The following is a 20,591-nucleotide window of genomic DNA, read 5'->3' as shown; positions in this document are numbered from 1 at the left end:
GCCGTCCGGGTGGGCGGACGGCCTGCGGGGTCGGTCAGCGGTTGCCCAGCTGCTGGGCGGGGGCCGGGGCGGCGTCGAGGCTGGCGTCCTGCGGCTGCGGGGCGGTCTCGGCGTCGGGTGCGGTGGGTTCGGGCAGGTTGCGGAAGAGGAGCCAGCTCAGCAGGGGCATCACGACGAGAGGGGCCAGGGCCGTCTGCAGGGACGTGGCGTCGGCGAGGGAGCCGATGACGGGGCTGGCCAGGCCGCCGATGCTGACGGTCAGGCCGAGGGTGATCCCGCTGGCGGTGCCGACCCGGGAGGGCAGGTAGTCCTGACCGAGCGTGACCTGCAGCGAGAACGGCACGTACAGGCAGACCGAGGTCAGGGCCACGAACAGGTAGATGGCCGGGCCCGGCACCCACACCACGCCCGCGATGGCCGCGGCCGTGATTAGGTACGCCCAGCGCGTGACCGTCACCCGGTCCCAGCGGCTCGCCAGGTTTCCGCCCACCACCGAGCCGACCGCACTGCCGCAGTAGAGCACGGTCAGGGCCACGGTGCCGACGACCTCGCTGCCGCCCAGGCGCTGGCGGACGTACAGCGCGATGAAGGTGCTCAGTCCGACGAACGCGATCGACCGGAAGACCACGGCCAGGGACAGCTTCACGAAGGAGGCGACGTCGTCGTTCCCGGCCGGCAGCGCGGTCACGGTGCCGCCGACTTCCTTCTGCTGCAGGGCACGCACCACGGGCAGGCACAGCACGGTACCGACGAGGGCCGGCAGCACCAGCAGCGGCGTCCAGCTCAAGCCCCCGGGGGCCACCACGGCGGTGACCATGAGCGGGGCCAGCGCGAAGCCGATGTTCCCGCCGCTGGAGAACCAGCCCATGGCCCGGTGACTGCCCTGGCTGGCGAGGCGGGCGACGCGCGCGGATTCCGGATGGTAGGCGGCCACGCCGATGCCCGAGATCGCGACGAACACGAGCGTAAGCGTGTACGAGCCGCCCAGCCCGCTCAAGGCGATGCCGACACCGCCGAGCAGGGTGCTGACGGGCAGCAGCCAGGGCATCGCCCAGTGGTCGGTGAGCGCGCCGAACACCGGCTGCGCCACCGAGGACAGCAGCGAGGCGGCCAGCACGATGCCCGAGGCGACCGCATAGGTGTAATCGCGTTCGGCGATGAAGAACGGCACCAGGGCCGCCACGGCGCCTTGGTAGATGTCGACGCAGGCGTGGCCCACGGACAGCAGGGTGATCGAGGTGTTCCTTCGCATACCGTCATGCTGCGGACCCACCGCCGTGTCCCGCTTCCGATAAACTGCCACATGATGACGGAAGTCCGCCACGAGTCCGTGGCCCCCACCCGCACCCAGTGGCTGGCGTCCGGCGAGGCGATCGACGCCCACCGGCACGACGACCACCAGATCATCTATGCCGGGCGCGGGGTGCTGGCCATCACGACCAGCGAGGGATCGTGGGTGGCCCCGGGCACCCGGGCGATCTGGGTGCCCGCCAGCACCGTGCACGCCCACCGCGCCTACGGCGAACTCGACCTGCACCTGGTGGGGCTGCCCGCCGCCGAGAACCCGCTCAGCCTGGCCGCGCCCACCGTGCTGGCCGTCGGCCCGCTGCTGCGCGAGCTGATCATCGCCTACACGCACGGCGAGGCCGACGGCAGCGGGGAGCGGGCGCGGCTGCGCGCGGTCCTCCTCGACCAGCTGCGGGCCTCCCCCCAGCAGCCGCTGCACCTGCCCACCCCCACCACGCCGGTGCTGCGCGCGCTGTGCGGGATTCTGCAGGCCGACCCGGGCGACGGCCGGACCCTCGCCGAGCTCGGCCGCGAGGTCGGGGCGAGCGACCGTACCCTGTCCCGGCTCTTCCGCAGTGACCTCGGCATAACGTTTCCGCAGTGGCGCACCCAGCTGCGCCTGCACCGCGCGCTGGTCCTGCTGACCGAGGGCACCGCGGTGACGGCGGTCGCGCATCAGTGCGGCTGGTCCTCCGCGAGCGCCTTCATCGACGTCTTCCGCCGTACCTTCGGCCACACCCCCGGCTCCCACCCCACGGACTGACGCCGCCGGCGGGCGGGGTCCGGAGGGTGACCCGTGCGGCGGGCCGGGCCGGGTTCCTTCCGGTGGCCGGGCCGGTGTTGCAAGAATCCGCGGCAGGAGGCCGATCGCATGCACGAAACCGCACCCGCAGTGTCCGCCGGGTCCCGGGTGTCGCTGGACGAGCTCGATCTCGCGCTGGTCACCGCCCTTCAGGTGGCGCCCCGTGCGCCCTGGAGCCAGCTGGCGGGCCCGCTCGGGGTGGACGCGGCGACGCTCTCGCGGCGCTGGGCGCGGCTGCGGGAGGCGGGCATCGCCTGGGTGACCTGCTATCCGGCCGCCGGGCAGGTGGGCTACGCGGCTCTGGCGTTGATCGAGGTGTCCTGCGTGCCGCAGGCCCGCGAGGAACTGGCGCAGACGATCGCCCGACATCCGCAGGCGCTGGGCGTGGAAGTGGTGTCCGGTTCGTGTGATCTGCTGCTGACGGTCGCCACCGGCAGCATGGAGCTGATGTCCTCCTACGTTCTGGCGCTGGGCCGCATCGCCTCGGTGACCGCCACCCGTACCCACCTGGTGCAGCATCTCAACCGGGAGGGCAGCCGGTGGCGCTTCGACTCCCTCTCCCGTGGCCAGCAGCGTGATCTGGCCGAGCCCGGCGGCGGCGCGGCGGGCGGCAGGGCGGCCGTGCTCACCGGCGAGGAGCGCCGTCTGATGCTCGCGCTCGGGCCGGACGGCCGTCGTCCCGTCGCCGCGCTCGCCGCCGAGCTGGGCCGCCCCGAGTCGAGCGTCCGGCGCGCCCTGGGCACGTTGCTGCACGGGGACAGCAAGGCGGTGCTGCGCTGTGAGGCCGCCCTCCCGCACGCGGGCTGGCACGGCACGGCGACACTGTGGATGAGCGTGGCGCCCGCCGAACTCGCCCTCGCCGCCGAGGAGATGGCGCAGCTGAAAGAGACCCGCCTGGCGGCGTCGACGGCCTCGGAGGCCAACCTGCTGAGCGTGGTGTGGCTGCACGCGCTGGACGACCTGGCCCGCTACGAGGCCCGGGTGGCGGCCCTGATCCCCTCCATGCGGGTGCTCAACCGGGTGGTCACGCTGCGCTGGGTCAAGCGCATGGGACGTCTGCTGTCCGAGGACGGGCGCAGCGTCGCCAGCGTGCCGATGGACCTGTGGCAGCCGATCCCCTGAACCACCACTCTCAGGTGTGACGCATTCCCGCATACAGATCAGGAATCTGGCGGATCCGTGCAGTTTTCGGGGGTCGTGGCGGCGTGAACGGATGCTGACGGCGTTCGAGCACGTCATGTCCTCGCACCGCGAGCCGGGCCGGAAGGATCCCCCATGTCTCCCACCACCTCCACTGACCTCGTCTACCTCAGCGCCGCCGAGGCCCAGCGTCTGTTCACTGCCCGGGAGCTGTCCCCGGTGGAGCTGATGCGGGCCGTCATCGAGCGGACCGAGACGATGGAACCGCGGATCAACGCCTTCACTGAGCGTCTCTTCGACCAGGCCCTGGAGCAGGCCCGGCACGCCGAGGACCGCTACCTCGGCCGCAGCGGTCTTCAGCCGCGCCCGTTGGAGGGCATCCCGGTCGCCACGAAGGAGAAGCACGCGATCAAGGGCCGGCTGCTGACCGAGGGCTCCCTCCTCAACGAGAACAACATCGCCGCCGAGAACGCCCCCGTCATCGACCGCATCGTGGAGGCGGGCGGCATCGTCCACGCCCGTACCACCACGCCCGAGTTCTCCGCCGCCACGTTCACGCACTCCCGCCTGTGGGGCATCACCCGCAACCCCTGGAACCCCGAGTTCACCCCGGGCGGCTCCTCGGGCGGCGCGGGCGCCAGCCTCGCGGCCGGTACCTCCCTGCTGGCGTCGGCCTCCGACATCGGTGGCTCCACCCGGATCCCGTCCGCGTTCACCGGCACCGTCGGCTTCAAGGCCCCCTACGGCCGCAACCCCGGCATGGGTCCGCTCGCGGCCGACCACTACCGGGGCGACGGCCCCATGGGCCGCACCGTCGACGACGTGATCGCCTTGCAGAACGTGCTGGTCGGCCCCCACCCTGCGGACCCCAACTCGATCCGCCCCAAGCTGACCCTGCCCGCCACCTACGAGGACGTCTCCGGCATGCGCCTGGCGCTGTGCATCCGGCTCGGTGAGTACGACGTCCACCCGGAGATCGAGGCCAACACCCGAGCCGCCGCCCGGGTGCTGGCCGACGCGGGCGCCGTGGTCGAGGAGATCACGTTGCCCTGGACGAGGCAGGACCTGCTGACCGCGGTCGCCGGCCACTACTCCACGATCTTCGGGGCGGCGCTCCTGGAAATCCCCGAGGAGTACCGCGACCGGCTCAGCCCCAACACGGTCGCCTTCGTGGAGCTGATGCACAGCTTCCGCGACCGGGTCAGTTACCTCGACGCGCTGCGCGTGGAGAACCGTCTCCAGCGTCAACTCGCGACCGCTCTGGAGGGGTTCGACGCTCTGCTGTGCCCCACCACCGCGATCCCCGGCTGGCACGCAGGCGACGACCTCACAGGGGAGAAGGTCGTGGTGGGCGGCGAGGAGGTGGCCGACACCCTGTGGGCCGCCATGACCCTGCCGTTCAACATCAACAACCGCTGCCCCGTCCTCAACGTGCCCTCGGGCAGGTCGAGCTGGGGCGTCCCCACCGGCCTGCAGATCGTCGGGCACACCTACGACGACCCCACGGTCTTCCGCGTCGGCAAGGCACTGGAGACCCTGCGCCCCTGGTCGTATACGGCCCTCCGACAGCACCAGTCCTGACCCCCGCACCACCAGACCCCCGGCGGTGCGGGCGGCTTCGCACGCGTCGCAGAACATGAGTGCAAGGAGGCACCATGCCCAACCTGGCGGAATTCCTGGCGGACACCGCACATTGCCATCCCGAGCAGCCCGCACTGCGGCTGGGCACCACGGTCACCAGCTACGCCGAACTCGATCGGCTCAGCGCGCAGACCGCCACACTGCTGCGCACGCAAGGGCTGCGGGACGGCGAGCGGGTCGCCTTGATGCTGCCGAACGTGCCCGAGTTCGTCGTCCTCTACTACGGCATCCTGCGCGCAGGCGGGATCGTGGTGCCGATGAACCCGCTGCTCAAGGCGCGGGAGACCGAGTACCAGCTGCGTGACTCCGGGGCTGTGCTCCTCGCCGAGTGGCACCTGGCCCCCGGCGAGGGCGCCCAGGGCGCGGCCGCCGCCGGTGTCCGCCGGCTCGTGATCGAGCCCGCCGCCTTCGCCTCCCTGCTGGCCGGGCAGGAGCCGCGCCACGAGATCGCCGACACGACCGGCGACGACGTCGCCGTGCTGCTCTACACTTCGGGCACCACCGGCGTCCCCAAAGGCGCAGCCCTCACCCACTCGGGACTGCGTCACAACATCGAGGTCACCGCCGTCGAGGTACAGCAGGCGACACCACTGGACGTCATCGTGGGCTGCCTGCCGCTGTTCCACATCTTCGGGCAGGTCTGCACGATGAACGCCGCGGTGCGCAGCGGCGCCTCGCTCACCCTCATCCCCCGCTTCGACGCACAGACGGTGCTCGACGCAATCGCCCGCGATCGGGCAACCGTCTTCCAGGGCGTGCCCACGATGTACGCGGCCCTGCTCCAGTCCCCGCACGCCGCGGATACCGACGTATCCACTCTGCGCATGTGCATCTCGGGCGGCGCCTCGCTGCCGGTGGAGGTCCTGCACGGCTTCGAACGACGCTTCGGCTGCATGGTGCTGGAGGGCTTCGGCATGTCGGAGACCAGTCCGGTCGTCACCTTCAACCACCCCCACCGGCCACGCAAGGCCGGCTCCATCGGCACCCCCATCCGCGACGTCGAGGTGCGCCTGCTCGACGACGACGGCCAGGACGTGACGCCGGGCGGAGTCGGCGAACTGGCGGTGCGCGGACCGAACCTGATGAAGGGTTACTGGAACCGCTCCCAGGACACCGCCGCCGCCATCCCCGACGGCTGGCTGCGGACCGGCGACCTCGCCCTGCAGGACGAGGACGGCTACCTTTACATCGTCGACCGCAAGAAGGACATGATCATCCGTGGCGGCTACAACATCTACCCGCGCGAGATCGAGGAGGTCCTGCACGAGCATCCCGCTGTGGCCCTCGCCGCTGTCCTTGGCGTGCCCGACGGACGGCTGGGCGAGGAAGTGGTAGCGGCCGTCGTCTTGCGTCCGGGCGCCTCGGCCACCACCGATGAACTTCAGCGGTTCGTCAAAGAGCGGGTGGCCGCCTACAAGTACCCGCGCCACGTGTGGCTGGTGGATGCGCTGCCGATGGGGCCGAGCGGCAAGATCCTCAAGCGGGAGATCTCAGCACCGGCTGACTGACAGGCTTTCTTGGTGCTCCGGGACGCCTGCGAGCCGTCGGAAGACGCCAATGAGGTATCTGTCCTGGGGAATCTGCCCGCAGTCCTGACGAGAAGGCCGGGTCCACGGCCTGGTCGCCGCTCTCGTACAGGGCCGCGGACTCTACCGAAACCCGTCGTCGGACGGAGCGAGGTGCCCGGACGGTGGACAAGACCCGGATGGCGCTGGGGACGGCCGCGTCGGCAACCGGACTCCGCGGGACGGGTGCGACTGGTGTGACTGGTGGCTCTGGCCCCGCGGCGCGACCCGGCGGCGGCAGCGAAGCGCCACTTCGGCCGCCCCCCGGGGTGCCGGACCTGGGCAGCAGGCCGGTCGTGGACCGGCACAACCAGTTCATGGCGTATTTGCTTCATTGCCTGGCAGGTTCTCGGAAGCACGATGCATCGCCCGCTGAAGACGATGGCGATGTGTCAGAAGACAGATCGATCAAGCCGCTTGCGGAGCTGACCGGCAAGATCCCACCCCGCAGCGGCGGGGACATCCGCCTGCGCTCCGGCGGGAGTCAGACGGGGTCGGACCTGGTCCGCTCCCGGGTCGCGCTGTGGGTGCGCCTGAAGTCCGTGGCACCGGGTGACCGGCTGCCGGACGCCGGCGTCCTCGCGGAGGAACTCGGGATCGGTGAGATCACCGTGCGCCGCGCACTGGAGGGGATGTGCCAGGACGGCCTGCTCGACCGGCGGCGCGGCCGCTCCGGCGGCACCTTCGTCGCCCCGGACTGGGACACCGTCGTCGCCCTGATGCACGACGCCGAGGAGGCCGCCGTACTGGACTCCTTCCACCTGCTGCTGGAGTGCGGACTGGTGGCGCACGGTGCGGGCGAGGTCCAGGACGGCTCCCTCGAAGGGCTGCGGTCGCTGGTCGCGGAGCTGGACCTGGCCGAGGACCCGGCCCGGCTGGTCGAACTGGAGACCCGCTTCCATCTCGACCTCGCCGAGCTGCTCGGCGGCGCCGGGATCCGCGAGTTCGCCGCCGATCTCCTCGGCCGGCAGTGCCTGCTGCTGCCCCCGCCCGACCCGGCGGTGGTACGGGCCCGCAACCGCTGCCACGCCGACCTGCTCACCGAACTCGGCCGGGGCGCGATGGACCCGGCCGTCCGGGCCGTGAAGGAACACCAGCGGGCCCGCCCGAGCTGACGCCCGGCCCCCCTCGCCCGGCCCCCCTCGCCGGGCCCCTCACGCTGAGCTTCCGGCCGTCGGGGGTGGGCCGACAAGGTGGCAAGAGCGTGCTCGAGATGCTGCGAGGCGACGTCGAAGGTCTCGATGAGGACCGGCCACCGCAGCGCTGCTGCGGAGCACGGCAGAGGCATTGCTGTGCAGCGCCGGGCTCCGAGACGATGGGTGCCGGCCCCGTCTGGAAGCGTGTCGACGGGACCCTCGCGTTGAACCGCCTCATCCTGACGACAGCGCATACGTGTCTTCCCGGTGCTGCCGGCCGCTGCCCATGGGCAAGGTCACCACCCTCCGTGCCATCCCGCCGGGATCGAGCGCGGGGCGAGGTCCGGTGCGGGCCCTCCGTCCGTCATGAAGTCGAAGTCGCATCCCCTGTCTGCCTGCGTGATGTGCTCGTTGACGAGTCGGAGGTAGCCCCGTGGTCGCGGGCTCTGTCTGGTCGACGGCGCCCGGCGCAGGAACTCCTCGTCCGGGATGTCTACGGCCAGCCGGCGATGTTCTACGTCGAGCACCACCGGATCGCCGGTGCGGAGCTTGCTCAGCGGCCCGCCGGCGGCTGCCTCCGGAGCGACGTGCACGGCCACCGTGCCGAACGCCGTTCCGCTCATGCGGGCATCCGAGACGCGCACCATGTCGGTGACACCCTGTCTCAGCAGCTTCTCGGGCAGAGGAAGCGCTCCCCACTCCGGCATGCCGGGGCCCCCGATCGGGCCTGCGTTGCGCAGCACCAGAACGGTGTCGGGCGTGACGTCGAGGTCCGGGTCGTCGATGCGGTGACTGAGTTCGTGATGGTCGTCGAAGACCAGCGCCGGTCCTCGGTGCCGCAGCAGTTCGGGAGTGGCGGCGCTGGTCTTGATCAGTGCGCCGTCCGGGGCCAGGTTGCCCCTCAGGACGGCGATTCCACCGGAGGGCGCGAACGGCTCGTCGAGTGTGGACAGGACCGCGTCTTCGACCGGCGCGGGACGGGTTCCGGCGGCGAGCGACGCGCTGGTCACGGTGAGCGCGCTCGTGTCGAGCAGCGGGGAGAGCCGGTCCAGGACGGCCGGGATGCCGCCGACCGCGTTGAGCCGCACGAAGAGCTCTTCGCCGCTCGGCCGCAGGTTGGTGATCAGCGGTGTGCGTGCGGCGATCTCGTCGAACCGGTCCAGGGACAGCTCCACACCGGCCCGCCGCGCGATCGCGAGCAGGTGCACCACGGCGTTCGTAGAGCCACCGATGGCCATCAGGGTCGTGATCGCGTTGTCGAAGGCTGCCGGTGTGAGGATCTGTGAGGGGCGGGGGCCGTTGCGGGCCAGGGCCACGGCGCGCTCGCCGGTCGCCTCGCCGAAGGCATGGCGTCGGGCGTGCGTGGCGGGCACGGTCGCACTGCCGGGCAGCGCCATGCCCAGTGCCTCGGTGAGCGCCGCCATGGTGGACGCCGTGCCCAGCTCCGGACAGTGCCCGGCCGACGGCACGGACGCCGCTTCGAGTTCGTCGAAGTCCGATCGGCTCATGCGCCCGGCCCGCAGTTCGTCCACGTAGCTCCACAGGTCGGTGCCGACACCGAGTTCCCGGCCTCGGAAGACAGCCGGGTCCGCAGGTCCCGAGGGCAGAGCGATGGCCGGCACGTCGGCGCCGGCCGCCCCCATGAGCTGTGCCGGCATGGTCTTGTCGCACCCGCCGAGCAGCACCACCGCATCGATCGGGTACGCACGGATCGACTCCTCGACCTCCATCGCCACGAGGTTGCGGTACAGCATCGTCGTCGGCTTCATCAGGGCCTCGCCCAGACTCATCGTCGAGAGCTCGACGGCGATGCCCCCGGCCCGGGCCACTCCGCGGCGCACGGCGTCGGTCACTCCGCGCAGGTGAAAGTTGCAGCTGACGAGGTCCGACCACGAGTTGCAGATGCCGATCACCGGGCGCCCGTCGAGGACGTGTCTGCTAAGGCCCGTCGCTGCAAGCGATGAACGGTGCAGGAACCCGGCCAGGTCGTCACGGACGAACCATTGCTGGCTGCGCATCAAGTGGGCCCTCGCTCTCGAGTCGGTGCCCGCATGGGGCCAGGTTGATTTCGATCTCGCGGTTGCCGCAGCAGCATGACGAGCGGACCAATCGTTCGTCAACGGTTAACCGTCAACCGATTGCATTGCGCGGTGCTGCTGCGACAGACTGGCCGCCCCTTGTCCACCTGATGAAGGAGAGCCCGTATGCCCCCGGCACGGCGAGTCTCACGACCGGAGGCGCTGGGCGATCAGGTCGTCGCCATGCTGCGGTCCGACATCCTCAGCGGTGCCCTCCCCGTGGACGACGTGCTGGTCGAGGCCGCACTCGCGCAGTCGTTCGGCGTCAGCCGCGGTCCGGTCCGAGACGCCTTGCGCACGCTCGCCGCAGAAGGCCTGATCGCTCCGGCCGGCCGCAGCTTTCGCGTCGTAGGTCTCGACGAGCAGGACCTGCGGGACCTTTTCGCACTGCGAGCACTGCTCGAGGTCTCCGCCGCCCAGTGGTCCGCGGTCGTCGATCCGGACGGGTTCAAGGACGCCGCCGACTCGGCGCTGGAGGACATGCGACGCGCCGAGGCCGCCGCCGACCCGGCGGCGTTCGCTCAGGCAGACCTGGCGTTCCACTCCGCGTTCTTCACATCCTGCGGCAATCGCCGGCTGCTGGCGGTGTGGGAGCAGCATGTACCGACGTTCGCCGAGCTGTTCCGGCTGACCACCGCGCTGGACGAGCCACTGGCCTGCTCCATCGAGTGGCACCGCCAGATGCTCGACACGATGCGCACGGGCGACCCCGAGGCGATCGCCGCACAGGCCCGCAAACTCGTGTCGGGCGGCGAGGAACAAATCATCGATGCCCTGCTCCGGACACGCGAAGTCCGCGCCACCCGGGAGAACACGTGACCAGCCCGCCACCCCGGTCCGGCGGACGACTGACCGTCGTCGTCGCTGACCCCTGTCTCGGCTGGCTGCGCGAGCAGTTCGAAGCCGCCCTGCCCGCCGGGACCACCGTCCGCTGGCCCGACGCCACCGATCCAGACGCCGTCACGGCGACACTCGGCGACGCCGATGTCCTCGTGTCGGGCACCTGCCCAGCCACAATGGCCGCCGCCGGCAAACGGCTGCGGCTCGTGCACGCGGCGGGCGCGGGTGTCGACGACATCGACGTCGAGGCGCTTCCGCCCGGCACGCTCGTGGCAAACACCTTCCACCACGAGGAGGCGATCGCCGAGTACGTCGTCGCCGCCACGATCCTCCTCAGACGGGGCTTCCTGCGACAGGACAAGGCGCTGCGCCTCGGCACCTGGGAGGCGCCGACGTACCCCGGCCTCCTGGGCGAGGCCACCGTCGGTTTCGTCGGCTTCGGGCACATCGGCACGGCCGCCTGGCAGCGCCTCCGGTCCTTCGGTGCGCGCGGCGTGGCCGTCACCCGGCGCGGCGGCGTCGACGCCGTGACCGAACAGCTGGCCTGGTCCGGGGACATGGACGACCTGAGCGTCCTGCTGGAGGTCTCGGACGTGGTCGTCGTCTCCGTACCGCTGACCGCCGACACCACCTCACTGATCGGAGCGACGGAGCTGGGGCGAATGGGCGAGTCGGCCGTGCTGGTGAATGTGGGCCGGGGCCCGGTCGTCAACGAGGACGCGCTGTATGCCGCCCTGCGCGACGGGGTGATCGGCGGCGCCGCCCTCGACGTGTGGTACGACTACCCGGCGGACGGGCAGACGGGGCAACCCAGTCGGCTTCCCTTCCACGAGCTGCCCAATACGCTGATGACCCCGCACTCCTCCGGACTCGCCCGGCAGACCTTCGTCCGTCGCGCGGAGGACATCACCGCCAATATCCGACGGCTCGCGGCGGGGCAGAGGCTCAGCAACATCGTGGCGGTGGCCCGATGAGCAAGCCGGACACGACCGTCGCCGGCCGTGCACGTCCCCGTCACCTGTTCGGGGCGCAACTTCGTCGCCCTGGACGCCTTCGACGTCCAGGGCAGGTTCTGGCGCGTCCTCCTCGCATAAGACCTCGACCACGAGAACGCACGGTTTCTGCGCGTGGCGCACCGGCGACCTTGCCCGAGGACGAGGACGGCTCCCTGCGTCGTCGACCGCGCGAAGGACTTCGTCATCCGCGGCGGCTGCAACGTCCACCCGCGCTAGACCGGGGAGGTCCTGCACGGGCATTGCGCCGCCGCCCTCGGGGTGTCCGTCGAACGCCCGGTGAGGAGGAAGCGTCAGTCACGGCCGTCGTGCGTGCGGGAGACTCGGCCACCGCGGAAGAACTTCAGCGGTTCCTCAACGAGGATGTGGCCGCCTCCAAGAACCCGGGCCATGTGTGGCTGGTGGATGCGCTGCCCATGGGAGCGGGCGGCAAGATCTTCGAACAGGAGGTCTCGGCGCCTACTGGCTGACACGCGTTCTTGCTGCTCCCAGGTCTCTCCGTGAGGAGGGTCCGCAGTATCCGACTGCGTCCGGCGAGGGACAGCGGATCCGGCGCCGGGATCACTCCTTCCGCCTGTACGTCGCCGACTCGGGTGCGTGCCGAGTACACCAATCTGCGCGCCGGGGGGACTGTCCGCAGGTCACTGTGGCGCCGGTCGCAGTGCCACCCTTCCCCCTTGCCGAGTTCTGCTCATCGCCGCGAGCCGTCCTCGTGGACATGCCTGGCATCGTGGATGCCGCCGCACGCACGGGCGGCGGACACTACAGCGCGGGACGGATGATCAGGATGACGACGCTGCTGGGCTCGTCCGCTGGGTTGGTGAGCTGGTGTTCGCGGTCGGCGGGCATATGGGCCGTGTCACCGGTCCGCAACGTGATCGGCTCGTCGGAACCGCTGCTGATCGTCACGGCCCCTGCCGTCACGTGCAGGATCTCGGTGGTGCCGGGACGGTGCGGAGCGAAACGGGCGGTGCTCGTCCGGGCCGGAAGGGTGTAGCGGATGAGTTCGGCTCCGGCGGTGGGACGGGCAATCAGGGTGCGCACGACCCCGGTCTCCTGATCGGTGAACGTCTGCGCGTCGCCCGCCCGCTGCACCGATACCTCCTGCCGCGCCTGCACGAGGGCGTCAACGGTGGTCCCGAGGCTGGTCGCGATGGCGATCGCGTTGGCCAGGGAGGTGTTCAGTCCACTGCGCTCGATACGCGAGAGCGTGCCGATGGACACCCCGCAGGCCGCAGCCAGCTGCTCCAGTGTGATCCCTGCCTCGGCCCGGCGAGCCCGCATCGCGATGCCGAACTGGCTGACCTGCCCCGATGTCATGACTGTGACTCCTTCCACGCTTTCAGATTTCAGGATACGCAAAAAAGTTTGTATATGCTGCCGACATGCTGTTCCTTCTCGCGCTCCTGCCGATCCTGCTCGTGATCGCCGCGCTGCTGCTGCGCCAGTCCTCGACGCGTGCCGCCCTCGCCGGTATCGGTACGGGCGCGGTCGTCGGGGTGTTCTGGTTCGGATTCGACGGCGGCGAGGCGTGGTCGGTGCTCACGCAGTGGTGGCCGATCATCCTTGAGGTGCTGCTGATCATCTGCGGCGGGATCGCGTTCGCCGAGGCGAGCCGCCGCACCGGCGCACAGGAAGTCCTGGCGCGATGGCTGCGCGAGAACCTCGGCACAGGGGTCGTGCCGGTCCTCGCGATCGTGCACGGCGTGACGCCGCTGGCCGAGTCGCTCACCGGGTTCGGGATCGGCATGGCCATCGGTGTGCCGCTGCTGTACGGGCTGGGGATCGGCGGCCGCAAGGCGGCCACGACCGGGCTGCTGGGGTTGTGCATCGTGCCCTGGGGATCCATGGGCCCGGGCACCCTGATCGCATCCCACCTGGCCGGTGTCGACTTCGACGCGCTGGGGGCGGCCTCCGCAGCGATCAGCCTGACCGTGTTCCTGGGAACCGGGATAGCTGCCGCGCTCATCGTCGCCGTCCCCGGCGAGAGACTGCGCGGTGTGCTGTTCGCCAGCTGCTCGGCCCTCGTGCTGTGGGGCGGCGTGTGGGGCGCGAACCTCCTGTTCGGCACCGCGCCGGCCGGCGCGGTCGGCGCGGCCCTGGTGCTGGTGATGCACCTGGTGCTGCGCCGGGCCCGCGGCAACCGGATCACCCTGCCCGCCGAGGTGCGCAGGGCCGGAGCAGCGCACGTCGTACTCCTCGGCGGCGTCCTGAGCGTCGCGATCACCGTCCGCGCCCTCGGCCTGGCCAGCAGCGGCTGGCACTACCTGGCCTCCCCGGCACTCTGGCTGGCCATCGCGACCCTCGTCGCGCTCCGCCACCACGGCGGCGAGCGCCGCGCCACCATACGCGCCGCCGCCCGGTCCTGGACCCACGTCGGCCCGGCGACAGGACTGTTCGTGCTCCTCGGGGCCGTGATGTCGGTCTCGGGCATGTCCGCGCAGATCGCCTCCACCCTCACCCATCTCGGCTCCAGCTACCTCGCCCTGACCCCGGTCCTCGGCGGACTGGGCGGATTCCTCGCCGGCTCCAACAGCGGGGCCAACGCGATGTTCGCCGGACCCCAAGCCGCCGCGGCCACAACCCTGGGAGCCCCGGTGCTCGCCGTCACGGCGATGCAGAACGTCTCCGGCTCGATGCTCATCATGGCCTCACCCGCACGGGTTGAGTTCGCCACCCGCCTGTGCGACGACGCCCCCGACAAGACCCCGATCCTGCGGACGGTTCTGGCCATCAACACCACGATCGTCGCGGTACTCGCCCTCCTCAGCGCGCTGTTCATACCGACCAGTTGACCCGCACGGGCACCACGATCCGGAAGCCCCACCCAACCAGTCCCGGCACACAACGAGCTGACCAACGCGTTTCGCGAACCATGCCGCCCACGGCAGCGGCCTGGGCGACCGCATGCCCCTCGGTCAGGAACCGATTCACCCCGCGCGGACGCCACCCGTGCCAGGACAAGCACCGCACCTGCCCGGTTTTCTCCCGCCGGTGACGGCGGGAGAAAACCGGGCAGGCGGCCGTCAGGACCGGCAGGTGACGTCGCGGGCCGGAAGACGACCCGTGGTGAGGTAGGCGTTGACGGTGCGGGTGACGCAGGCGGGGGCGTCGGGCATGCCGTAGATGACGTGGCCGCGGCCGTCTTGGACCTGGACCAGGCGTGAGCCGTGCAGGGCGCGGTGCATGGCCAGGCCCTCGGACAGCGGGGTCTGGGAGTCCCACTGGTTCTGGACGACCAGGGCACCCACCTTGTTGTCGACGCGGGTCGCCGCCTCGGATCCCTTCGGCCAGAACGCGCACGGCGTGATGTTGGCGGTGAAGTCGCCGTAGAGCGGGTTGCGGGCCTTGTCGCGGATCGCGTCGAGGCGGTAGCGGACGGGGTTGCGGGGCCAGGAGGCGGAGTTGTCGCCGCACATGACGGCCAGATTGAGGGCGATGGCGTTGTCGTCCACGGGGTCCGCCTTGCCGCCGGTCGGGGCCGGGTCCGGGCGCGTGGTGGGGGACGTGCGCAGGTCCGACAGTTCGCGGGCGGCCTGGTAGGGGGCGTTGGAGAAGTCGGCCCGCAGCCAGTCGCGGATGTCGTCGCCAGTGACGGCGGCACCCTGGTGGGCCTCGTCGGCTCCGCGGTAGCGGATCGGCGTCCGGTTGGCGCGGGCGACCTGCTGCCAGAAGGCGGCACGGACCTTCTCCGGGGTGCCGCCGAGGTGGTAGGTACCGTCCCGGCGGGCGATCAGGCGGCTCCAGTCCCGGAACGCGGGTTCGGCTCCGGTGGCCATGGCCAGGTTGGTGTGGCGTCCGAAGCGGTTCGGGTCCACGGCGCTGTCGAGCACCATACGGTCGCTGTGGCCGGGGAAGAGCTGGGTGTAGACGGCGCCGAGGTAGGTGCCGTAGGACCAGCCGAGGTAGGAGATCTTCTTCTCGCCCAGCACGGCGCGGATGACGTCCATGTCTCGGGCGGTGTTGCGGGTGGTGATGTACGGCAGCCGGGCGCGCTCGCGGGCGATGCACCGGGCGGCCGTGTCCCGGGCGCGGGCGGTGTCCTTCGCGAAGGTGGCCGCACGGTACGGATGCAGGGCGGGGCTCGCCTCGTCCTGAGTGAGGCCGCAGTGCAGGGGGCTGCTGGCACCGAGGCCACGCGGGTCGAAGCCGACGAGGTCGTAGCGGTCCCGGACGCTCTTGGCCAGGGCGTCCTGCATGGCCACCGGGTCGTCCAGAGCGAGGTCCCCGGGGCCGCCGGGGTTGGACAGCAGGACGCCATGGCGCTTGCCGGGCACGCTGGTGCGCAGCCGGGAGATCTTCAGAGCCAGAGTGCGACCGCGGGGGTGCGCGTAGTCGAGGGGCACGGTGACGGTGGCGCACTGGTAGGAGGCCGGGTAGCGGTCGGGGCTTCCGCAGCGGTGCCAAGCGGGGCGCTGATCGTAGTAGCGGGCGAGGACCGAGGGGCGACCGGAGGCCGCCGCGGTCGGTGCTCCCTGGGAGACGGGTACGCACAGGGTGGCGAGCAGGGCGGCCGCTGCGAGAGAGGCCTTGTGTACGGGGCGCATGGACGACGTCTTTCGGAGGAGAGCCGGTGACGACGTCCACTCTTCGCGCACCGCACCGGACGCGCCTCGGCCGAAAGGTCATCACCTCGCCCGGGCCTTATCTGAGTTCTCAGCCATTCGGCCAGACCTCGCCCAGCCGGGCTCCTCGCGCCGCAGACCCTCCTCGACACCGTGTTCGTCGTGGACAACGGACACGCTCGAACCCTGTCCATCGCCTGCTGGCGTACTCCCGCACGGTCAGCAGGCGGCCCGGGCGGTGCGACCGGTGCGGTACGGCCGCGTCGCCGCAAGGCGAGAGCCCAGCCGCGCTGCGCGACCGGGCCCTGAAGTGGTCTGCGGGGTTCTCGACTGTCTGCTGAGCGTCTTGCCGAACCGCCCGGCTGTCATCACCCGCACGGGTGACGCCCGCTCACGCCGCGGCGGCCTCCTTCTCCTGCTGACGAGCTTTCACCAGGGCGGCGAGCGGGGGAGCGCTGCCCGCGGCCGACGTTGCGCAGCTGCTCCCGGTCGACCTCGGGGTGCGCGTCGATCACCGCGTCGACGGATGCGGTGGTGGACATCGGCACGTCGACCACTCCGGCCCGGGAGGTGCCGAACCGCACCTCCCGCCATTGCGTGGGCGTGATCTATCTCAGGGTCCGCATGTGGTCGAACTCGACTCGCCTCACCCGGAGATGAGCGGCGTATGTTGGCCGCGGACCCGGTGGACACGGGCAGGACATCGACGTCGCGTCCGACGATTTCGGCGAAGCGGGCGCGCACCGGCCGCGGCGGTGACGGCTTGGACGCTCTCGGGCGAGGCGTCGGCGGTGTTGTCGCTGGTGAATATCCGCTGGGGTGCGGTGGAGGCGATGACGCTGATGGTCAGGGGTGTCTCTCAGCTGATGATCGGGGAGGCGATGACGACGGTGACGTCGGCCGCCTCCGGTCCGGTGCGGTAGACGTGCGGGGCGTCGCCCGCGAAGGCGAGCAGGTCGCCGGAGCGCAGGTCGGTGGGTGCCTCGGAGGGGCCGGCGGTGAGACGGCCGGAGGAGACGAGCAGGTGCTCGATGGTGCCGGTGGCGTGCGGTACGCCGTCCAGATGCGTACCCGGCGGCATGCGCAGCCGCCAGATCTCCAGGCTGTTGCCGCTGCTGATCCGGCGCAGCAGCTCGCGTCCGACCTCGCCGTCGGCCAGGTCCGTGCCGGCCACGAACACCGGCCCCGGGTCGGTGTCCCGGGCCAGAAGGTCGGTCAGCGGGATCCGCAGGGCGACCGCGAGCGCGTCGAGGGTCTCGATGGTCGGGTTGCCCCGCCCGGCCTCCAGCTGCGACAACGTCGCCTTGCTCAGGCCAGCCCGGCGGGCCAGCTCGGCACTGCTCATGCCGCGCTGCTCACGGCGCCGGCTGATCTGCGCCCCGACCGCGATCGCCGTACTGCTGGCGGGCCGGCGCTCCCCGGTCGGCGGCGTCATGAGCGCTCCCGGTGGGCGGCGCTGTAGGAGACGCGGATCCGGCCCTTCTTGACCTTCAGGGCCGGCAGCGCGACGTCGGCGAGGTCACCGAGGCTGCGCACGTGCGTCCCCCCACACGGCGCCGAGTGCAGGCCGGACAGATGCACGATGCGTCGCCCATCGGTGTCGTTGTCCCAGGTCACCGGCAAGTCCTGCGCGATGGCCTCGGCGACGTCCGCCCGCAGGGCCTCGGTGGCCTCCTCCCGGCCCTCCGGCGTGTCCAGGCGAGCGTCGGGCGTCGGCGCGGTGAACTCGATCCGGGCCTGGCCGGGGAAGTGGTTGTTCGCGGCCAGCACCCACCCCTGCGCCCGCCCGGCCGCCTCGATCAGGTGACCGGCGGTGTGCAGCGCGGCATGCGCCGTCCGCAGCGGAAGGTCGATGCGGACCTCGACGGGCTGTCCGACGGAGAAGATCGGCAGCGCGGCCTCCCCCTCGGCCACGGCCACGACAAGACCGGATTCGTGGTCGCGCACGGGGGTGATCGCGTGGCCGTCCACCCACCCGCGGTCGGCCGGCTGGCCCCCGCCCTGCGGATGGAACAGGCAGCGCTCCACCGCCACCCACGGCGCACCGTCGCGCTCGCCGACGGCGGCCACCTCGGTATGGGCCTGCTCCTCGTACGTGTCCGCGTAGTAGGCGGGGATCTGCATGACACCCTCACTCGATAATATTGATGAACTCTGAGTTCACTATAACGAACGATTGCGAGTGATGCATCTAGCCGATCCGACACCGAACCCCAAGGGTCCGAGAACGAGCAATGAGAGTTCGCGAGACCGATATGCCATGAAAAGCCCAGGAATAGGCACTTACGACGGCTGCGGCTGGCGGCAGGGCCCGGGACGACGAGGCCTCCAGGACCCCAAGGGGGTTCCTGGAGGTTCAGCTCCCGTCCGACGCTCGGATCCTCCAGCTCGACCTTCAGCTGCCGGACTCCTTGCGCAACGGCTTCGCCGGAACGTTGGAGAGGGTGGCGGCAGCCGACACCGACCGTGTCGCCGTACGGCAGCAGTGCATGGACCGGGCCATCCCCAAGTTCGTGGGCATCCCCGTCCCGGCCGCGCCCTGCTGGACGACAGCCCATGCAGATGTGCAACGCCGCCGCGCTCTACGCCTACCGTGGCCCGCGGGGACAACTTCGCCCTCGCCGCCCCGCTCCGGCCTGGTCCGAGGAACTGCGCCACCGCTGACCGGACGCACGGACAGCCAGCGAGGTGTGACTGGGTGCGCCAGATGGACAACGTCGACGCCCGTTTCCTGGCGTCCGGCCTGCCGCCCGGACCGCTCGTGCCGTCTTGGTCGGGGCCGACCAAGACCCGACCATGCCTCCCGCCGTGCCGTGTCCAGCCCCGACCACGGCTGGTCAGTGCACCGCTGGCGCCTGCAGAGAGCGCGAGTCGGCTGGTGGCTTCTCGTGTTGCCCTTCTGGGCGTCCCTCCTGGTGCCTCTCGTGGTGCTCCTCCTGGTGCCTCTCGTGTTGCTTCGGCCGGTTGGCCGACGGTGTTCGGATGCGCGGCTGACCAGGTCGACAAGGGGTGGATATGCGCTGGCCTGGTGGCTGACTACTTCGCTACGGAGGGTCTGCGGGCGAAGCGCAGTACAGACCTGTGCCGTGTCTGCGGCGGCCGTGCGTCAGGTCTGCCGATGCCCGGACTCCGTCCAGCTCACTCGCTGGCCGGGGTCGTGGACGGGGCGCCATACGGGTGCGGAGGGCCGTGCTGGAGCAGGTCGGCCAGTGGTGCCGCGAGGACGGGGACGTCGTACGGGAAGCGGGCCAGCAGCCCGACCGCGGCGCGCAGGGCGCGGATCCGATTCTCGGCGCCGGCCGGGCCGGTGCCGTCCAGGACGAACAGGAGGCGGGGGAAGAGTGGGTAGCGCCGCCTCCACTCCTCGACCGCCGGTTTCTGGAGGGTCGGCCGGCGCCCCGGGACCACAGGCACGTAGCGGTGGAGGCGCTCGTACGCGGTGAGCTTGGCGGCGAGGCGTTCGGGGCCCATGGTGGCCCGGTCGACTTCCACGAACGCCCGCAGCATCGACCCGTTGTCGCCGTCGACGGGACCGCGCCGGTAGTACAGGAGCGCGTCGGGGATGACGGCCTCGCCGCTCCCGATCGGGTGGTGCACCTCGGGGATCCAGTCCAGTGGCTCGCACACATCGCCGCGGCGGCGGGCGTCCTCGAGGAAGACGAGCGCCGTCTCCGTCACGGTCAGCGTGTGGCCGGCCTTCAGCCGCACGGCGGTCGGATCAGACACCGTCCTGGAGGGTCGCCGCCCGCGCAGCTCGGGCCACTCCGAGGCGAGCTGCACGCAGTACGCGGTCGGGAACCACACCCGGGTCCGCCCGGCCTGCGGCAGGGTGATGCGGTCGACCAGCCCCTCCTCCCGCAGCCGGGCCAGCCGCCGCCGGGTCTGCTCGATACGCACCTCGGGGGCGATCACCCGGTGCAGCTGTCCGGTGGTCGCCATCCGGTACTGCGCCAGCACCCCCAGCGCCAGCCGGTTCCTGCTGCCCACGTCCACGCCGATCATCACGGATCCGCTCGCCTCGCTGCCGGTGCGGCACCGGCCTGCCCGGCACCGCGCGTACCGGTCACAGCAGCAGCCGGCCCCGACCGGAACCCCGACCACGAAGGGCCGACCACGGTCACGAAGCGACAACACCTCCGTGGACCAGGCCCACATCCCCGCCGACAACCCGTCCGACAACCGCCCGCGCCCTCTGCCGCGCCCATCAGTGAATCCACAGGTCACCACGCTGGCCCTGCCGTGGTCGGGAGGCGGACATCCCCTCTACGCCCCCGAGTCCACGCCCCACAGCAGGAAGAACAGAGAAGTGGGTGGGGCAGGCCCCGGGCGGCGGGCGAGGGGGTCGGGCGCCGCCGGTGTTCCTCGCGCGCGACGCCGGACGGCTCGCCCGTGATCCCGGTGCTGTCCTCTCGCGGCTGAGCCCCGCCTAAGGGCTTGCCGGGAATCAACACGTTGGTTTGATCTTGGATTCGTCGAGGTCGAGGAATCGGGTGATGTCGGCTGGCATGCGGAAACGGGCCGTTG

General features: G+C 71.2%; 17 protein-coding genes. 9 read left to right on the top strand and 8 right to left on the bottom strand.

All coding sequences use genetic code 11. The annotated features are described in order from the left end of the window. Positions 1-34 precede the first annotated feature (34 nt). Positions 35-1,252, bottom strand: coding sequence for an MFS transporter (locus ABZ490_RS43875; RefSeq protein ID WP_359003625.1), 1,218 nt, complete (start codon positions 1,250-1,252; stop codon positions 35-37). 54 nt (positions 1,253-1,306) lie between these two features. Between ABZ490_RS43875 and ABZ490_RS43870 the strand changes: the two genes are divergently transcribed. From ABZ490_RS43870 to ABZ490_RS43850, 5 genes are all read left to right on the top strand, one after another. Further along, complete coding sequence (locus tag ABZ490_RS43870; protein ID WP_359003743.1) at positions 1,307-2,050, top strand: helix-turn-helix transcriptional regulator; 744 nt, start codon at positions 1,307-1,309, stop codon at positions 2,048-2,050. 108 nt (positions 2,051-2,158) lie between these two features. After that, positions 2,159-3,211 (top strand): Lrp/AsnC family transcriptional regulator, encoded by a 1,053-nt coding sequence (locus ABZ490_RS43865; protein WP_359003622.1) that lies wholly within the window; start codon positions 2,159-2,161, stop codon positions 3,209-3,211. A 153-nt stretch (positions 3,212-3,364) separates the two neighbouring features. Further along, positions 3,365-4,810 (top strand): amidase, encoded by a 1,446-nt coding sequence (locus ABZ490_RS43860; RefSeq protein WP_359003619.1) that lies wholly within the window; start codon positions 3,365-3,367, stop codon positions 4,808-4,810. A gap of 74 nt (positions 4,811-4,884) precedes the next feature. Beyond that, a complete protein-coding gene (locus tag ABZ490_RS43855; RefSeq protein ID WP_359003616.1) occupies positions 4,885-6,378 on the top strand; it encodes a long-chain fatty acid--CoA ligase in 1,494 nt (497 codons plus the stop codon). Between the two features lie 494 nt (positions 6,379-6,872). After that, entirely contained in the window at positions 6,873-7,550 is a 678-nt protein-coding gene (locus ABZ490_RS43850) for an FCD domain-containing protein (RefSeq protein WP_359003740.1), read from the top strand. 317 nt (positions 7,551-7,867) lie between these two features. Here the strand turns inward: ABZ490_RS43850 and ABZ490_RS43845 are convergent, their stop codons facing one another. Next, positions 7,868-9,592, bottom strand: coding sequence for a dihydroxy-acid dehydratase (locus ABZ490_RS43845; RefSeq protein ID WP_359003613.1), 1,725 nt, complete (start codon positions 9,590-9,592; stop codon positions 7,868-7,870). Between the two features lie 183 nt (positions 9,593-9,775). Here ABZ490_RS43845 and ABZ490_RS43840 point away from each other — a divergent pair, with 183 nt between their 5' ends. The 3 genes from ABZ490_RS43840 (at position 9,776) to ABZ490_RS43830 (ending at position 11,972) form a co-directional block, all read left to right on the top strand. Then, complete coding sequence (locus ABZ490_RS43840) at positions 9,776-10,468, top strand: GntR family transcriptional regulator (RefSeq protein ID WP_359003611.1); 693 nt, start codon at positions 9,776-9,778, stop codon at positions 10,466-10,468. After that, entirely contained in the window at positions 10,465-11,463 is a 999-nt protein-coding gene (locus ABZ490_RS43835) for a 2-hydroxyacid dehydrogenase (protein ID WP_359003608.1), read from the top strand. Before ABZ490_RS43840 ends, ABZ490_RS43835 begins: the two co-directional genes overlap by 4 nt. A 347-nt stretch (positions 11,464-11,810) precedes the next feature. Next, the gene (locus ABZ490_RS43830) at positions 11,811-11,972 is read left to right on the top strand and encodes a hypothetical protein (protein WP_359003605.1); all 162 of its coding nucleotides are present in this window, start codon (positions 11,811-11,813) and stop codon (positions 11,970-11,972) included. Positions 11,973-12,264: 292 nt separating this feature from the next. Here the strand turns inward: ABZ490_RS43830 and ABZ490_RS43825 are convergent, their stop codons facing one another. Continuing rightward, positions 12,265-12,822 (bottom strand): XRE family transcriptional regulator, encoded by a 558-nt coding sequence (locus ABZ490_RS43825; RefSeq protein WP_359003602.1) that lies wholly within the window; start codon positions 12,820-12,822, stop codon positions 12,265-12,267. A gap of 65 nt (positions 12,823-12,887) precedes the next feature. Between ABZ490_RS43825 and ABZ490_RS43820 the strand changes: the two genes are divergently transcribed. Next, on the top strand, positions 12,888-14,297 hold the full coding sequence (locus ABZ490_RS43820; protein ID WP_359003599.1) for an L-lactate permease: 1,410 nt from the start codon (positions 12,888-12,890) through the stop codon (positions 14,295-14,297). A gap of 231 nt (positions 14,298-14,528) precedes the next feature. Here the strand turns inward: ABZ490_RS43820 and ABZ490_RS43815 are convergent, their stop codons facing one another. The 5 genes from ABZ490_RS43815 to ABZ490_RS43795 all read right to left on the bottom strand — a co-directional run bounded on the left by ABZ490_RS43815 (position 14,529) and on the right by ABZ490_RS43795 (position 20,069). Further along, positions 14,529-16,049 carry an alpha/beta hydrolase gene (locus ABZ490_RS43815; RefSeq protein WP_359003596.1) on the bottom strand — a complete coding sequence of 507 codons (1,521 nt, stop codon included), beginning with the start codon at positions 16,047-16,049 and terminating at the stop codon, positions 14,529-14,531. 877 nt (positions 16,050-16,926) lie between these two features. Next, positions 16,927-17,502 (bottom strand): XRE family transcriptional regulator, encoded by a 576-nt coding sequence (locus tag ABZ490_RS43810; RefSeq protein ID WP_359003593.1) that lies wholly within the window; start codon positions 17,500-17,502, stop codon positions 16,927-16,929. Beyond that, positions 17,499-18,191, bottom strand: coding sequence for a metal-dependent hydrolase (locus tag ABZ490_RS43805; RefSeq protein WP_359003590.1), 693 nt, complete (start codon positions 18,189-18,191; stop codon positions 17,499-17,501). The genes ABZ490_RS43810 and ABZ490_RS43805 overlap by 4 nt, the downstream gene beginning before the upstream one ends. 271 nt (positions 18,192-18,462) lie before the next feature. Next, positions 18,463-18,588, bottom strand: coding sequence for a hypothetical protein (locus ABZ490_RS43800; protein WP_359003587.1), 126 nt, complete (start codon positions 18,586-18,588; stop codon positions 18,463-18,465). Between the two features lie 617 nt (positions 18,589-19,205). Beyond that, a complete protein-coding gene (locus ABZ490_RS43795; protein WP_359003584.1) occupies positions 19,206-20,069 on the bottom strand; it encodes a replication-relaxation family protein in 864 nt (287 codons plus the stop codon). Positions 20,070-20,591 lie beyond the last annotated feature (522 nt).

It is taken from the genome of Streptomyces sp. NPDC005811 (assembly GCF_040630405.1).
Taxonomy (GTDB): domain Bacteria; phylum Actinomycetota; class Actinomycetes; order Streptomycetales; family Streptomycetaceae; genus Streptomyces.
Note: the sequence above shows the minus strand (reverse complement) of the source record. Positions and strands in the feature narration are given on the sequence as shown.

What these genes read in the sequence shown, in the direction of transcription:
- ABZ490_RS43875 (WP_359003625.1), bottom strand. Translation starts at nt 1,252, where the DNA reads ATGCGAAGGAACACCTCGATCACCCTGCTGTCCGTGGGCCACGCCTGC.
- ABZ490_RS43870 (WP_359003743.1), top strand. Translation starts at nt 1,307, where the DNA reads ATGACGGAAGTCCGCCACGAGTCCGTGGCCCCCACCCGCACCCAGTGG.
- ABZ490_RS43865 (WP_359003622.1), top strand. Translation starts at nt 2,159, where the DNA reads ATGCACGAAACCGCACCCGCAGTGTCCGCCGGGTCCCGGGTGTCGCTG.
- ABZ490_RS43860 (WP_359003619.1), top strand. Translation starts at nt 3,365, where the DNA reads ATGTCTCCCACCACCTCCACTGACCTCGTCTACCTCAGCGCCGCCGAG.
- ABZ490_RS43855 (WP_359003616.1), top strand. Translation starts at nt 4,885, where the DNA reads ATGCCCAACCTGGCGGAATTCCTGGCGGACACCGCACATTGCCATCCC.
- ABZ490_RS43840 (WP_359003611.1), top strand. Translation starts at nt 9,776, where the DNA reads ATGCCCCCGGCACGGCGAGTCTCACGACCGGAGGCGCTGGGCGATCAG.
- ABZ490_RS43825 (WP_359003602.1), bottom strand. Translation starts at nt 12,822, where the DNA reads ATGACATCGGGGCAGGTCAGCCAGTTCGGCATCGCGATGCGGGCTCGC.
- ABZ490_RS43820 (WP_359003599.1), top strand. Translation starts at nt 12,888, where the DNA reads ATGCTGTTCCTTCTCGCGCTCCTGCCGATCCTGCTCGTGATCGCCGCG.
- ABZ490_RS43815 (WP_359003596.1), bottom strand. Translation starts at nt 16,049, where the DNA reads ATGCGCCCCGTACACAAGGCCTCTCTCGCAGCGGCCGCCCTGCTCGCC.
- ABZ490_RS43810 (WP_359003593.1), bottom strand. Translation starts at nt 17,502, where the DNA reads ATGACGCCGCCGACCGGGGAGCGCCGGCCCGCCAGCAGTACGGCGATC.
- ABZ490_RS43805 (WP_359003590.1), bottom strand. Translation starts at nt 18,191, where the DNA reads ATGCAGATCCCCGCCTACTACGCGGACACGTACGAGGAGCAGGCCCAT.
- ABZ490_RS43800 (WP_359003587.1), bottom strand. Translation starts at nt 18,588, where the DNA reads ATGCCCACGAACTTGGGGATGGCCCGGTCCATGCACTGCTGCCGTACG.
- ABZ490_RS43795 (WP_359003584.1), bottom strand. Translation starts at nt 20,069, where the DNA reads ATGATCGGCGTGGACGTGGGCAGCAGGAACCGGCTGGCGCTGGGGGTG.